Origin of the sequence: Duganella sp. BJB476 (assembly GCF_003416895.1) — a bacterium.
Taxonomy (GTDB): domain Bacteria; phylum Pseudomonadota; class Gammaproteobacteria; order Burkholderiales; family Burkholderiaceae_D; genus Rugamonas.
The window spans coordinates 60,952-75,391 of record NZ_QVIO01000011.1 but is presented as its reverse complement, the minus strand read 5'-3'; the positions used below and the strand labels follow the sequence as shown (position 1 = coordinate 75,391).

15 protein-coding genes are annotated in these 14,440 nt (G+C 65.1%); 7 read left to right on the top strand and 8 right to left on the bottom strand.

The features are described 5' to 3' along the window. Window positions 1–43 precede the first annotated feature (43 nt). Window positions 44–1,708 (bottom strand): M20/M25/M40 family metallo-hydrolase, encoded by a 1,665-nt coding sequence (locus tag D0T21_RS29620; protein ID WP_116993957.1) that lies wholly within the window; start codon window positions 1,706–1,708, stop codon window positions 44–46. Window positions 1,709–1,736: 28 nt separating this feature from the next. After that, window positions 1,737–2,645 carry a LysR family transcriptional regulator gene (locus D0T21_RS29615; RefSeq protein WP_116993956.1) on the bottom strand — a complete coding sequence of 303 codons (909 nt, stop codon included), beginning with the start codon at window positions 2,643–2,645 and terminating at the stop codon, window positions 1,737–1,739. A gap of 104 nt (window positions 2,646–2,749) precedes the next feature. Here D0T21_RS29615 and D0T21_RS29610 point away from each other — a divergent pair, with 104 nt between their 5' ends. From D0T21_RS29610 to D0T21_RS29600, 3 genes are all read left to right on the top strand, one after another. Further along, a complete protein-coding gene (locus D0T21_RS29610; RefSeq protein ID WP_116993955.1) occupies window positions 2,750–3,748 on the top strand; it encodes an aldo/keto reductase in 999 nt (332 codons plus the stop codon). A 143-nt stretch (window positions 3,749–3,891) separates the two neighbouring features. Beyond that, on the top strand, window positions 3,892–4,188 hold the full coding sequence (locus tag D0T21_RS29605) for a DUF4148 domain-containing protein (protein ID WP_116993954.1): 297 nt from the start codon (window positions 3,892–3,894) through the stop codon (window positions 4,186–4,188). 147 nt (window positions 4,189–4,335) lie between these two features. After that, window positions 4,336–5,934, top strand: coding sequence for a methyl-accepting chemotaxis protein (locus D0T21_RS29600; protein ID WP_116993953.1), 1,599 nt, complete (start codon window positions 4,336–4,338; stop codon window positions 5,932–5,934). Here the strand turns inward: D0T21_RS29600 and D0T21_RS29595 are convergent, their stop codons facing one another. The 3 genes from D0T21_RS29595 to D0T21_RS29585 form a co-directional block, all read right to left on the bottom strand. Next, window positions 5,935–6,372, bottom strand: a complete 438-nt coding sequence (locus D0T21_RS29595; protein WP_116993952.1) for a hypothetical protein — start codon at window positions 6,370–6,372, stop codon at window positions 5,935–5,937. Window positions 6,373–6,386: 14 nt separating this feature from the next. Next, entirely contained in the window at window positions 6,387–7,970 is a 1,584-nt protein-coding gene (locus D0T21_RS29590; protein WP_116993951.1) for a methyl-accepting chemotaxis protein, read from the bottom strand. A 120-nt stretch (window positions 7,971–8,090) separates the two neighbouring features. Further along, a complete protein-coding gene (locus tag D0T21_RS29585) occupies window positions 8,091–8,690 on the bottom strand; it encodes an NADPH-dependent F420 reductase (protein ID WP_116993950.1) in 600 nt (199 codons plus the stop codon). 114 nt (window positions 8,691–8,804) lie between these two features. On the opposite strand from D0T21_RS29585, the gene D0T21_RS29580 reads away from it, so the two are divergent. Continuing rightward, entirely contained in the window at window positions 8,805–9,728 is a 924-nt protein-coding gene (locus D0T21_RS29580; RefSeq protein WP_116993949.1) for a LysR family transcriptional regulator, read from the top strand. A 1-nt stretch (window position 9,729) separates the two neighbouring features. On the opposite strand, the gene D0T21_RS29575 is transcribed toward D0T21_RS29580, so the two are convergent. Next, window positions 9,730–10,344: an OmpW family protein gene (locus tag D0T21_RS29575; RefSeq protein WP_116993948.1), complete on the bottom strand. Its 615-nt coding sequence runs from the start codon at window positions 10,342–10,344 to the stop codon at window positions 9,730–9,732. A gap of 175 nt (window positions 10,345–10,519) precedes the next feature. On the opposite strand from D0T21_RS29575, the gene D0T21_RS29570 reads away from it, so the two are divergent. From D0T21_RS29570 to D0T21_RS29560, 3 genes are read left to right on the top strand one after another with little or no spacing between them, the layout of a single operon-like run. Further along, window positions 10,520–10,786 (top strand): hypothetical protein, encoded by a 267-nt coding sequence (locus D0T21_RS29570; RefSeq protein ID WP_008453189.1) that lies wholly within the window; start codon window positions 10,520–10,522, stop codon window positions 10,784–10,786. A 40-nt stretch (window positions 10,787–10,826) separates the two neighbouring features. After that, window positions 10,827–11,657, top strand: coding sequence for a DUF692 domain-containing protein (locus tag D0T21_RS29565; RefSeq protein WP_116993947.1), 831 nt, complete (start codon window positions 10,827–10,829; stop codon window positions 11,655–11,657). Beyond that, on the top strand, window positions 11,654–12,412 hold the full coding sequence (locus D0T21_RS29560) for a DUF2063 domain-containing protein (RefSeq protein ID WP_116993946.1): 759 nt from the start codon (window positions 11,654–11,656) through the stop codon (window positions 12,410–12,412). The genes D0T21_RS29565 and D0T21_RS29560 overlap by 4 nt, the downstream gene beginning before the upstream one ends. Here the strand turns inward: D0T21_RS29560 and D0T21_RS29555 are convergent, their stop codons facing one another. Together D0T21_RS29555 and D0T21_RS29550 are read right to left on the bottom strand one after the other, a co-directional pair. Further along, entirely contained in the window at window positions 12,413–13,618 is a 1,206-nt protein-coding gene (locus D0T21_RS29555) for a DUF2252 domain-containing protein (RefSeq protein ID WP_116993945.1), read from the bottom strand. A 9-nt stretch (window positions 13,619–13,627) separates the two neighbouring features. Then, window positions 13,628–14,359: an ABC transporter substrate-binding protein gene (locus D0T21_RS29550; RefSeq protein ID WP_116993944.1), complete on the bottom strand. Its 732-nt coding sequence runs from the start codon at window positions 14,357–14,359 to the stop codon at window positions 13,628–13,630. Between the last annotated feature and the right edge of the window lie 81 nt (window positions 14,360–14,440).

Here is a 14,440-nt window from a genome sequence, read left to right as displayed (position 1 = left end):
GTCCGAATGTCAGACTTGACCCCGGTGTTGATTTGGCAAGATGTCAGCGCTTGAACTCGGCGTTGTCTTTCCACTGCGGGCGGTCTTTGCCCTGGGCGGTCTGGTAGCCGGCTTTGAACAGCAGTTCGATGTCTTCCACCGCGCCGCTGGTGTCCCATTTGGCTTGCACCGTGTCGTTGACGGTGTGGTACTGGTGGGCGCTGTAGTTCAGCAGCTTTTCGCGGCCGTAGCCGGCAGTTTTGCCGATGAAGTTGGAACTGCTGCGCAGATACACCACCGGCACGCCGCCCCTGGCGAACTCGAACTGGTCGCCCCGGTAGAAGCTGCCATAGTCGGCGTTGCTGTCCGGCCGCACCGTGCGGCCCTGGCTGCGCGCGATGGCGGCAACCAGATCGTCGGCGTTGGATTTGCCCATGCCGCTCAGCTCGACATCGCGGGTGCGGCCCCACATGTTCAGGCCGTCCACGTTGATGTTCAACAGCGTCTTGTTCAGCGGGTACAGCGGATTGCGTGCGTAGTATTGCGCGCCCAGCAGGCCGCGTTCCTCCGCCGTGGTCAGCACGAACACGATGGTGCGCTTGGGCGCCACCGGCAGCGCCTTGTAGACGCGGGCGATCTCCAGCAGCGCGGCGACGCCGGTGGCGTTGTCCATGGCGCCGTGGAAGATCTGCTGCGTGCGCGGACCCGGCAAGCTCTCGTCGATGCCGAAATGGTCCCAGTGCGCGCTGTAGACGATCACTTCATTCTTCAACAACGGATCGGAACCGGCGATCTTGCCCACCACGTTGTGCGAGCCGACTTCGCGCCAGGCGTTCAGCGCCGTGACGTTGAGCTTGACGCCCAGCGGCACCGGCTTGAAGCTGCGCGACAAGGCCTGCTGCTTGAGCGCGTCGAAATCCTGGCCGCCGGCCTTGAACAGCTCGCGCGCACGGTCGCCTTGCAGCCAGCCGGGGATGGCCGGGAAGGCCGGGTCCGGCGTCTTGCTCTTGAGGGCGAAATTCTCGCGGCCCCAGCTATTGCGCACCACCTCGTAGGGATAGGTGGCCTGCTTGGTCTCGTGCACGATCAGCGCGGCGGCCGCGCCCATCTTGGCCGCCATCTCGAATTTGTAGTTCCAGCGGCCGTAGCGGGTGATCGCGTTGCCGCCGAACATGGCCGGGTCCAGCAGCTTGGGATGCTTGGGGTCCGGCAGCGGCGGGTCGTTGATCAGCATGACCAGAGTCTTGCCCTTCAGGTCGACGCCCTTGTAGTCGTCCCACTGGAATTCCGGCGCCTGCACGCCGTAGCCGACAAACACCAGCTCGGAATTGGCCACCTCGATTTTCTTCTCGGTGCGCGCGGTCCAGGCGACATAGTCGTCGCCGAAGGTCAGCTGCTTGCTCTGGCCGTCCTTGATGTAGCTCAGCGTCGGATGGCTGGAAATGGCCACCAGCGGCACCGCCTGCACATACGTGCCGTCCGGGTTGCCCGGCTCCAGGCCCAGCTTCTTGAATTGTTGCTGCAGGTAGTCGATGGTGACGGTTTCGCCAGGCGTGCCGGGCGCGCGGCCTTCGAAGTCGTCGGAGGCCAGCATGGTGATGTGCTGCAACAGGCGTTCGCCGTCGATGCCCGCAATCGCGGCCTCGACCGGTTTTCCGGCCTTGGGCGCGGCGGCGTGGGCATGGCCGACGCCTAACGCCAGCAGCGCCATCGACAGTAGGTATCTCATGTGGAAAGGATTGTTAAGAAGGAATGCCTCATTCTGACACAGTTTGTTGCTCAAGAACACTAGCAAGCCAGTCTACAAACACCCGCACCCTCGGCGACAGGTGGCGATTGTGGGCATAAACGATGTTTAAAGGCAGCGGCGCGGGGCGCCATTGCGGCAGGATTTCCTCCAGTTCGCCCGAGGCCAGCAGCGGCGCCAGGCTTTGGCGCGGCATCTGGATCAGCCCCAGTCCGGCCAGGCAGGCGGCCAGATAGGCCTCGGTGCCGCTGACCGAAACCTGGCTGCGCATGGCCTGGGTGCGCTCGACGCCATCGGCATCCACATATTCCCAGTCGAGGTCGCGCCCGCTCTGGCTGGAGAAGAAGTTGACCGCCGTGTGTTGCCGCAAGTCTTCCAGCGTCCGCGGCCGGCCGTGGCGCGCCAGGTAGGCCGGCGAGGCGACGTTGATCTGCTCCATTGAGTCGATGCGGCGCGCCACCAGCGTGGAATCGCGCAGCGTGCCGCCGCGCACCGCGCAATCGATGCCTTCGCCGACCAGGTCGACGAAGCGGTCATTCGAGCCCAGCCGCACCTGGATGTGCGGGTGGCGCTGGAAGAAGGCCGGCAGCGCCGGGATCACGTACAGGTGGGCCAGCCGTTCCGGCAAGTCAACCCGCACCGCGCCGCTGAGCAGCCGGCCTTCGCCGGCGAACAGGCCGTTGAGATTGTCCAGGTCGTTGAGCAGGGCGGTGCAGCGCTCCAGGTATTGCGCGCCCTCGACCGTCAGGCTGACCTTGCGCGTGGTGCGCTGGAGCAGGCGCACGCCCAGCTGCTGTTCGATGGCCTGCACGGCGTTGGTGACGGTGGGCTTGGGCAGGTCCAGCTGCTCGGCGGCCTGGGTGAAACTCTTGCAGTCGGCCACCGCCTTGAAGATCTGCATGGCCTTGAATTGGTCCATGATTGTTATCTGTGTTCGAATAAAGTAATAGGATTTACGGTATTTATTGCTGCAATCGATAATAGCATAATGAATCCACTCGCTAACCACCCTGGAGATTCATCATGCAAACCCGCAAACTCGGCCGCACCGGCCCGCAAGTCGCTCAACTGGGCCTGGGCCTGATGGGCATGTCCGACCTGTACGGCCCGGCCGACCGCAAGGAAAGCCTGGCCACCATCCGCGCCGCCATGGACGCCGGCGTCACCCTGCTCGACACCGGCGATTTCTACGGCATGGGCCACAACGAACTGCTGGTGGCCGAGGCGCTGGCCGCCGGCGGCCGCGACCAGGTGCAGATCAGCGTCAAGTTCGGCGCCCTGCGCGACCCGGCCGGCAACTGGATCGGCATCGATACCCGGCCGGTGGCGGTGAAGAACTTCGCTGCGTATTCGCTGAAGCGCCTGGGCGTCGAGCACATCGACATCTACCGTCCGGCCCGCCTCGATCCGAACGTGCCGATCGAGGACACCGTCGGCGCCATCGCCGAGCTGGTCCAGGCCGGCAAGGTCAAGCACATCGGCCTGTCCGAGGTCGGCAGCGAGACCTTGCGCCGCGCCCACGCCGTGCATCCGATCGCCGATCTGCAGATCGAGTATTCGATGATCTCGCGCGGCATCGAGAATGGCATCTTGCAAACCTGCCGCGAGCTGGGCATCGGCGTCACCGCCTACGGCGTGCTGTCGCGCGGCCTGATCAGCGGCCACTGGAGCAAGCAGCGCGAAGGCGAGGCCGACTTCCGCGGCCTGGCCAGCCCGCGCTTCCAGGGCGAGAACCTGGACCGCAACCTGGCGCTGGTGGAAAAGCTGCGCGCCATCGCCGGCGAGCTGGGCGTGTCGGTGGCGCAGGTGGCGATCGCCTGGGTGGCGGCGCAGGGCCAGGACATCGTGCCGCTGGTGGGCGCCCGCACCCGCGTGCGGTTGGAGGAGGCGCTGGCCTCGACCCGGCTGCAGCTGTCGGCCGCCGACCTGGCGCGGCTGGAACAGGCGGTGCCGGCCGGCGCCGCCGCAGGCAGCCGTTACGACGCGCATTCGACCGCGGTGCTGGACAGCGAAAAGGACTGACTGATCAGATAATCGGATTGGTTTGACCGGATATTTGCGCTTTTATATCTGAAAAATTAATCCTAATATGACTCCATCGACGACACAAAGCCGGTTGGCACTCAGAACTGGGTGCCACACTTAATCTGACAAGGAGCTTCAAAATGAACGCCAAATCCATCATCGCATCGGTCTCCCTCCTGCTTGCTGCTGGTGCAGCTTTCGCCCAGGGCCCTGTAGAGCAGAACGAAGTCACCGCGGACATCGCCTACGTCAAGTCTGCTCCAAGCACGGTCACCCGCGCCCAGGTGAAGGCTGAAACCCTCGCCGCCATCCAGGCCGGCGCGCTGGAGCGGAACGAAGTCACCACCGACGTCGCCTACGTGGCGCCACGCGGCAAGACCGCCAAGGTGGAGGCGCAACTGGCCGCCAAGGCCGTCAAAGACAGCAGCGCCCAGTAAATCGGTACAGTTTTTCCCTGCGGGCGCCACGATGCAGATCGCGGCGCCCGTTGTGTTTTATTGATGCCAAATTTGTAAATAAGCGACATTTGTCCGAGACAATTCGGGTATTCTGGTTTCCACAAGACAATACGGAGACCCTGTACCATGAATAAGTTGTCCTTCCAACAGAAGCTCTGGGTACCGTTGATTTGCAGCCTGCTGTGCATCACCGCCATCTTCCTGTACCAGACCATGCAGATGCGCGACGTGCGCATCGAGGAACGCCAGATCGACCTGATGAACCTGGACGACGCCGGCATGAGCATTCTCAAGCTGTACGGCGAAAAGGCCACCTCCGGCGCCCTGAGCAAGGAAGACGCGCAGAAACAGGCGATGGCCGTGATCGCCGGCCTGCGCTTCGGCAAGGATGGCTACATCACCATCACCCAGGGCACCCGTTCGTTGATGAATCCCTTCAAGGTGGAAAACAACGGCAAGGACATGGCCGATTTCAAGGACCCCAACGGCGTCTATCTGTACCGCGACATTGCCGCAGCAGGCGCCAAACCGGAGGGGGGCGGCTTTGTGCGCTATTCCTGGACCCGGCCGAACACCAAGGACCCGGTGCCGAAGATGAGCCGCGTGGTGCACTTCGCGCAGTGGGACTGGGACCTGGTCACCGGCGCCTACATCGACGATATAGACACCGCCTTCTACCAGTCGCTGTACAAGTCGGCCGGCGTGCTGGCGCTGGTGTGCCTGGTGCTGTGGGCCATCGTCAGCATGGTCAACAAGAGCTTGCGCCACACCATCGGCGGCGATCCCGAATACGTCAGCGAAATCGCCCAGCAGATCGCCGGCGGCGACCTCAGCGCCAGCATCAAGACGCATGACTCGGACCGCGCCAGCATCTTGTACGGCATGAAGTCGATGCAGGCGCGGCTGGCCGACACCATCGGCGAAATCCGCCGCAGCGCCGACACCATCGCCACCGCGTCCGGCGAGATCGCCTCGGGCAATATGGATTTGTCGGCGCGCACCGAATCGCAGGCCAGCTCGCTGGAGGAGACGGCCGCCTCGATGGAGGAACTGACCTCGACCGTGAACCAGAACGCCGACAACGCGGTGCAGGCCAACCAGCTGGTGCTGTCGGCGTCGTCGGTGGCGGAGAAGGGCGGGCATGTGGTGTCGAAAGTGGTGCAGACCATGGACACCATCAATGCCTCGGCCACGCGCATCGTCGACATCATCAGCGTGATCGACGGCATCGCCTTCCAGACCAACATCCTGGCGCTGAACGCAGCGGTGGAGGCGGCGCGCGCGGGCGAGCAGGGACGCGGCTTCGCGGTGGTGGCGTCCGAGGTGCGCAACCTGGCGCAGCGCTCGGCCGGCGCGGCCAAGGAGATCAAGGAGCTGATCAACGCTTCGGTGGAAAGCATCAACGCCGGCAGCGTGCTGGTGGCGGAAGCCGGCACGACGATGGATCAGGTGGTGGCCAGCGTGTCGCGGGTGACGCAGATCATGTCGGCGATCACCGAGGCGTCGAGCGAGCAGAGCACGGGCATCGGCCACGTCAACATGGCGATCACGGAGATGGATTCGGTGACGCAGCAGAACGCCGCGCTGGTGGAGGAGGCTGCGGCCGCAGCCAGCAGCATGCAGGATCAGGCCGGCTTGCTGGCCGAGCTGGTCAGCCGGTTCAAGCTGAGCGGCGACCAGGGCGCCAGTGGCAAGCGCCCGGCGAGCCGCCTGGCCTTGCGCTGATTATTTGACGGGCGCGGTGGCGTCGGAACCGACCGGTTCAAGCACGGCGGCTTCGAACACCAGCTTCTTGCCGTCCACCCGGAACACCCCGATCAATTCGCCGCCGTCGCCTTTGACGTCGGGGTACTGGGTGCAGCTCTGGGTTTCAACCTGCCACATCTCCTTGCCGGCGCGCAGCGTCCAGACGTTGTCGCCGCCGGACAGCAGTTCAATCTCCACATCGTCGGCCGGCATGTCGGTCAACTCGATACGCCGCAGGCACTCGGGCAGGCGCTGCATGATCAGCTCCACGCTGCTTTCGCTGCTCCAGAAGTGCTTCTGCGCGCGGTGCAGCGTCAAGGCGTGGTTGCCGGTGCTGCCGTCCGCGTAGTACGAGGCCGTGTCGTCGACGCATGCGGTCAGCATCAGGGCGGTCAGGACGATCAGGATCTTGCGCATGGGCCGGGCTTCCGTTAGTGGTGGGTGCGCACCATTATAGCGGTCCCCGGCGCCGCCCCGGTTTTGAAGAAGCCCACCACCGAGGCCAGCGCCGCCGCCTGCTCCTGCATGCTCTGCGACGCGGCCGCCGCCTGTTCCACCAGCGCGGCGTTCTGCTGCGTCACCTCGTCCATCTGCGTGATGGCCATGTTGATCTGCTCGATGCCCATGGTCTGCTCCTGGCTGGCCGAGGTGATCTCGCCCATGATGTCGGTCACGCGCTGGATGCTGTCGACGATGTCGCCCATGGTCTGCCCCGCTTCGCCGACCAGCCGCGAGCCGTCGTCGACGTTGGCCACCGAGGCCGAAATCAGCTCCTTGATTTCCTTGGCCGCCGCCGCGCTGCGCTGCGCCAGGTTGCGCACTTCCGACGCCACCACCGCGAACCCGCGTCCCTGCTCGCCGGCGCGCGCCGCTTCGACGGCGGCGTTGAGCGCCAGGATGTTGGTCTGGAAGGCGATGCCGTCGATGACGGCGATGATGTCGACGATCTTGCGCGAGGAGCTGTTGATGTTGCCCATGGTGTCCACCACCTGCGCGACGATGGCGCCGCCCTTGGTCGCCACCTCCGACGCGCTGCGCGCCAGCGTGTTGGCCTGGCGCGCGTTGTCGGCGTTCTGCTTGACGGTGCTGGTCAGCTGCTCCATCGACGATGCGGTTTCCTCCAGCGAGCTGGCTTGTTCCTCGGTGCGCGAGGACAGGTCCAGGTTGCCGGCGGCGATTTCATTCGATGCGGTGGCGATGGTATCGGTCCCTTGCCGCACCTGGCCGACCACCTGCAGCAGGCTGTCGTTCATCGACTTGAGGGCGCTGAGCAGGCGGCCCGTTTCATCGGTGGCGCCGGTCCGGATGTGGGACGACAGGTCGCCCGAGGCCACCGTCTCCGCCACGTCGACCGCGGCGTTCAGCGGCACCGTGATCGAGCGCGTGATGAACCAGGCCACGCCGCAGCCCAGCGCCATCGCCAGCGCGCCCAGGCCCACCTGCACCATCTGCGCGGTGCGCAGCACGGCTTCGACTTCCTCGCCGGCTTGTTTGGCCTGCGCGGTTTCGTAGACGAGGATGTCGTCGAGCGCTTTCAACACGCCTTTCAGGCTGGGTGCGGCGGTTTGCGTGAGGTAGGCGGTGGCGTCCTGGATCTCGCCTTCCTTGCGCAGTTCGATCACCTTGTTGTTCTTGGCCGCGCCTTCCTTCAGCAGGCCATCCAGCGTGGCCAGCATGGCTTTTTCCTTGTCGTCGGTGATATGTTCGCTGAGGATCTTCTTGGCCGCGCCGTACTTCTTGCGCGATTCGCCGATCTTTTCCAGCTCGGCGTTCACTTCCGCCGTGCTGGGCACCACCACGATATTCGTCAGCGACAGCGTGATGTTGCGCACGTTGTCCACCATGCGGTTGGCCGCCTCCATCTTGACGTTCTTGTCGTCGATGATGTCGTGCGTGCGGCTGCCGATGCGGGTCATGGAGCTCAGCCCCAGCACGATGACGGCGACCAGCAACGCCAGGACGATGGCGAAGCCGAAACCGAGGCGGGTGCCGATTTTTACGTGGTCGAACGACATGGCGGTATTCCTTCCGGGGAAAGCGAAAACGGGCAGTCTGGAAACTTGATTGTCCCTAGATTACCCGTTCGTGTCACTTTAATGGTCGGTCTGTCGCGATGCCGCAACGTTGGCTACAGATTAAGCGTAGCGCACCAGGTTCAGTACAGGCAGCGGGCCGCCGGGGAATTGCGCCAGCCTGCCGCCGCCGTCCAGCGTCCCCAGGTCGATGCCGGCAAAGCCCAGTTGTTCGATCAACTGGCCGACGGTTTTCTTGGCATCCGCATCGTCGCCCGAGTAGAACAGCACGCGGCGTCCGCCCTCGGCTTGCGGATCGGATGCCAGCAGCGCGGCGACCAGGTGATTGAAGGCCTTGACCACGCGTGCGCCCGGCAGCAGCCCGGCAACCACGGCGCTCGAAGCGCGGCCGCCCAGGTCGACCGCCGTGAACGACGGCGCTTCGATGGCGTTGTTGGCGTCGATGACGATGCGGCCGTTCCAGGCGGGCAGCTTGCGCACCGCGTCGGCCAGGCGGCCCCACTGCACGGCGATGAAGACCAGGTCCGCCTTGGCCGCTTCCTCGACGCTGACGGCCTTGATGTGCGGGCCCAGTTCCGCCGTCAGCGCGGCCAGCGATTCGGGGCCGCGGCTGTTGGCGATGGAGGCGGCGATGCCGGCGCGGGACAGCAGGCGGGCGATGGCGGTACCGATGGCGCCTGCGCCGATGATGGAGATGTTCATGATCTAGCTCACTTTTCGATGTGGTTGGGATGAACCAAGTATGGTCACGCTGACTCGATAGCGGTAGTATCAGGTGAGTAACATCATCTTCAAGCAAAGGTTGAAGGCTAAAAAATGGAAACCCTGTCCAATCTCGAATCGTTTGTGCGCAGCGCGGAATCGGCCAGTTTTTCCGCCGCGGCGCGGCGCCTGGCGTTGACGCCGGCGGCGGTCAGCCGCAACGTGGCGCAGCTGGAGCGCAACCTGGGCGTGCGCCTGTTCCAGCGCAGCACACGGGGCCTGACGCTGACCGAGGCGGGCGAACGCTTCCTGCATTCGGTGGGCGCGGGGCTGGACAGCATCCAGGGCGCCATCGCCGAGGTGACGGCCAAGGCGGGCGAGCCGGCCGGCGTGCTGAAGTTGAGCGTGGCGCCGCGCTTCGGGCGCGAGCAGGTGCTGCCGCTGATGCCGGCCTTCCTGGCGCGCTATCCGGGCGTAACGCTGGACCTGAGCTTCGACAACCGTCCGGTGGACCTGATCGCCGGCGGCTACGATGCGGCGATAGGCGGCGGCTTCGAGCTGACGCCGGGCGTGGTGGCGCGTGAGCTGGTGCCCGCGCATATGATCATGGTGGCCGCGCCGTCCTACCTGAAGGGGCGCAAGCGGCCCGCCACGCCGGCCGACCTGGCGGCCTTCGATGCGATCGCGATGCGCTCGCCGGAAACGGGCAAGGTCAAGGTGCGCAAGATGCGCAATCGCCTGGGCGAGGAAGTGGCGGCGCAACTGCGACCGCGCGTGTTCATCAACGATCCCGATGCGATCTGCAGCGCGGCCTTGCAGGGCATGGGTGTGGCCACGCTGGTGGTGGCCGATGTGGTGGAACATCTGGAGAGTGGCGCGCTGAAACGCCTGCTGCCGGATTGGTATGAGGACGCCGGCCCGATCTCGCTGTACTTCACCAGCCAGAAGCTGATGCCCGCGAAGACGCGGGCCTTTGTCGATTTCGTCACCGAGTCGTTCCGCCAGCGCGGGCTGGCGAAGCGCTACTCGGCGTTATGACTTAGAACCTGTAGCCGACGCCGACGCCGACCATCAGCGGATCGACCTTCACGCGGCTGACCTTGGCGCCGCTGATGGAGACGTCGCTGCGGATCTGCACTTTCTTCACGTCGAAGTTGAGCGACCATTTTTTATCGATGGCGTAGTCCACACCCGCTTGCAGCGCCAGGCCGAAGCTGTCATGTTCCAGGCCGCCCTTGCCGCCCAGCAGATCCACCTTGGACATGGTGGTGTAGTTCACGCCCGCACCCAGGTAAGGCTTGAGCGGTGCGTCGAGCACGAAGTGATACTGCAGCAGCAGCGTGGGCGGCAGGTGCTTGAAGGTGCCGATGTTGTTGCCGTCCAGCGCCACGTCATGCTTTTGCGGATAGGTCAGCACCAGTTCCGCCGCCAGGTTGGGCGTGAAGAAGTAGGAGACGTCGAATTCAGGGATGGTCTTGCTGCTGACGGTCAGGCGGTCGGATGCGCCGGCGCCGCCGACAGGATCGGACTTGTCGGCCGGATCCAGGTGCACGGCGCGCACGCGCACCAGCCATGGGGTTTCTTCCGCCATCGCGCTGCTGCCTGCCATCAGGCTCAGGGTGGCCAATACTGCTGCTGCCAAGGACTTGCTCATTTCACTTCCTCTTTTTTGTCGTTGAGTAACGTGATTAAGTCTATTGATGCAGCGCAGTAAAAACTTTGATACAAGTCAAAATACAAAATATTTTTCAAAATTGTGTAAGTAATCGGGAAGTGGCCGCGACAGAGTCATGCAGCACCAACCTAACCGACCTTTTTTGGAGAATCACATGAACCACATCACTCGTATCGCAGCAATGGCAGCAACCGTCGCAACCATGGCCATGTCGGCATCGGCCATCGCCGCCACCACCACCATCAGCGCCGACGATACCGTGCACTGCGCCGGCATCAACAGCTGCAAGGGCACCAGCGATTGCGCCACCGCGGAAAACGCCTGCAAGGGCCAGAACTCCTGCAAGGGCCACGGCTTCCTGGCCACCAAGGCCGGCGCCTGCTTCGCCAAGAAGGGCAAGATCGTCGACCTGGACAAGTAATCAACGATGCAGCGCCGGCACCGCCGGCGCTTCCCAAAACATGACACCCACACTACCGTCGCCAGGGTTCGGCCTTGGCCTGCGCCCCGCGCACTACAACGACATCATCGCCACGCCGCCCGCAGAATCGGGCGTCGACTGGTTCGAGATTCTGTCCGAGAATTACATGGTCCCCGGCGGCAAGCCGCTGGCGATGCTGGACCGCATACGCCGCGACTATCCGGTGGTGATGCATGGCGTGTCGATGTCGATCGGCACGCCGCAAGGTCCGTCCGAAGACTACCTGCGCGAGCTGAAGGCGCTGATGCGGCGCGTGGAGCCGTTGTGGGTGTCGGACCACCTGTGCTGGACCGGCACGCACGGCGCCAATATGCACGACCTGTTCCCGCTGCCGTACACCGAGGAGGCCGTGTCCACCGTGGTGCGCAATGTGCGGCGCGTGCAGGATTACCTGGAACGCCCGCTGTTGCTGGAGAATGTGTCGAGCTACCTGTCCTTTGAGTCGGACACTTTCCAGGAATGGGACTTCGTCGCCGCCGTGGCCGAGGAGTCCGACAGCCTGATACTGCTGGACGTGAACAACGTCTACGTCAGCTGCGTCAATCACGGTTTCAATCCGATTAGCTACCTGGACGCGCTGCCCGCGCATCGTGTCCAGCAGATCCACCTGGCCGGCCACAGCGTGCAGGAAGGCTGCATCATCGACACCCATGACCAGGCGGTGGCCGATCCCGTGTGGGCCTTGTACGCGCAGGCCTTGCGCCGCTTCGGCAAGGTGGCGACGATGATAGAGCGCGACGATAATATTCCGCCGCTGTCCGAGCTGTCGGCGGAGCTGCGGCGCGCGCGCGCCTTCGCGGAGGCGGCATGAACCCGCTCGAACGTTTGCAGCTGGACTTCCAGCGCTACATCCTGACGGACGAAGCGCCCGGCGCCATCCACGCCGCCGTGCGTGAGCAGTACGGGCTGAGTGCCGGATCGCGGCTGGCGATCTACCACCGCGCCTATCGCAGCCGCTTGCGGCAGGCGCTGTGCGAAGCCTATGACAAGACCTGGACCTTCGTCGGCGACGACATGTTCGCCGAGCTGGCCAACAGCTATCTCGCAGCGCATCCTTCGCAGCATGCCAACCTGCGCTGGTTCGGCGCCGGCCTGGCCGCGCATGCGGAGACGGCGCTGCCGGACTATCCCTTCATCGCCGAACTGGCGGGACTGGAATGGACGCTGGGCCTGGCCTTCGATGCGCGGGACGTCGCGCCGCTGGCCGCCGTCGACATGGCGGCGATACCGCCCGAGGAATGGGGCGATCTGCAATTCGGCCTGCATCCATCGGTGCATCTGCTGGAGATGCACTGGAACGCCGTCGCCCTGTGGCAGGCGCTGGCCGCCGATGCCGAGCCGCCGGAGGTGGAGCAATCCGCCAACGCGACGCATTGGCTGGTGTGGCGCCAGGGCGAGCAGCCGCATTTCCGTTCGCTGGCGGCGGCGGAGGCGCAAGCCCTGTACCGCATCGCCGAAGGGGCGAGTTTCGGCGAGGTGTGCGCGGCGGCCGGCGAGGAGGCGATGCTGGCGCTGGCTGGCTATCTGCAGCATTGGCTGGCGCAGGGCGTGCTGGTCAGGCATTAGTCAGGCACTAGCCAGCCATGCTTTGCTGGCCTGCCATTGGGATTGCGTCAGCTTGGTCATCGCGATGGCGGCGTCCAGCATGGGCTGGCGCCAGCCGTCGTCGTGGCCGTGGGCGATCAGTTCATCCGCACCGGCGGCGCCTGAGCGGCCTGCGGCGCGCAACTGGTCCCAGGCCAGGTTGCAGCCCATGGTGGCGATCACTTCCTGCAGGCGACTGAGCCTCTTGCCCCACGCATCCAGCGCCACGCGGTCTTCCGACGGCTGCAGGCCGCGCAGCACGCAGGACTTGCCGTCCAACGGTATCGCGTGCAGGAAGGCGTGATCAACCGCCTGCATGCGCTGCTGCACCGCCACCACGCGGCTGGCCTGGTCCGGCCACGCCGGCTGCTTGATCTTCCACGCGGCCAGGCGCGGCGCCAGCGCCGACGGCTTGCACTCCTTGATGTCGAGCAGGTAGTTCCCGTCCGGCGAACCTTTGCCTTCGACCAGCACCACAAAGCGCATCAATCCCAGGCTGCCGGTGCCGGCGATGCGGCGCGCCGCGTCCAGCATGGTGTAGAAGCCGGGATTGTCCTGCTGCTGGGCGAAGCGCGGCAGGAATTCGGCCAGCAGCTCGTGCTGGCCGGGCAGCAGCGGCAAGGCCTTCACGCCGTCGAGGTTCAGGCTGCGGCGCTGGCCTTTGCGGGTGGTGCGCTTGTCGAGGAAGTCGACCCGCTTGCGGTTCTTCAGGTCGCACAGCAGGTCCTGGATCAGGCCCACGCTGGTTTCGCGCTCCACCCAGCGCGGCTTGCCGCCGGCGAGCGCGGCGCGATAGGCGTCCAGGCAGTGGGCGCCGAGGTCCTCGGCCTCTGGCGCCGACACCCGCAGCGCGTCGGCGCCGCACTGGATGCTGGCCAGCAGGCGCACCAGGTCCCAGCTGGCCGGCGCCAGCGCGCCTTCGTCGAAATCGTTTAGATCAAAATAGACCTGGCGGTTGTCGCCCTTGTAGCTGCCGAAGTTTTCCACGTGCAGATCGCCGCAGGCCCAGGCCAGCGGCGCGCTGCGGAACAGCGGCTGGTCGGGCAGGGCGTCGTAGAACAGGTGGTCGGCGCCGCGCAGGAACAGGAAGGCGCTTTGCGCCATCTTCTGATACTTCATGCGCAGCAGTTGCGGGTCGCGGTCCTGGTTGTGGGCTTGCAGGGCGGCGACCAGTGCATCGGTATTCATGTTGGGCTCCTAGCGGTAGCGCGCCAGGATCTGGTCGATGACGCCTTCCTTGAGCATGGCGTCGATGACCCGGTTGGCGTCGGTGAATGGGACTTGCGATTTGCGCGAGAACGCGCACTGCGCCTTGAAGCTGGCGAACACCAGCTCCGGCCGCAGCTTCAGTGTGGGATGGATGCGCTGCAGGTAGAACAGCGTGTTCTCGCCGGCCAGCGTGTATTGCACTTTGCCGGCCACCATCTGCTGCACGTTGACGTCCATGCTGGCCGAGTCGATGCGGAAGAAGCGCCTGCCCAGCACCTGCTCGAGGCGCGGATAGCGGTAGCCGGCCACGGTGCCGATCGGCCTGTCGCGCAGGTCCTTGAGCGAACGCAGGCGGGGCGCGTCGGCGTGCGCCACCACCAGTTCGGTGTCGGGCAGCAGCGGCGTGCTCCAGTCGTAGTCGCCGTCGATCCAGACCGGCATCACGTAGCACATGGCGTCGGCGCGGCCGCTGCTGAGCGCCGGGGTGACGCCGGCGACGTCGACGCTGAGGTAGACCGCGCGCAGGCCCAGCCGCTGCGCCAGGGCGTCGCCCACGTCCTTGAGGATGCCGCCATCCAGCGCGCCGTTGCTGAAGCGGACGATGGGCATGGTCTGGTCCAGCGGCGCCAGCATCACCAGTTCGCCCGGCGCGGCATGCGCCGCCGTCAGCGACAGGGCCGCCAGGGGCAGTGCAAACAGGGACGGCACGGGCTTCGGCATGGGCACTTTCCGGGTTCGGCAGGGAAAATCCATTATAGACGCTGGGCGCAGCGCGGCTGTGGGTGACAATTGAATAGTTTT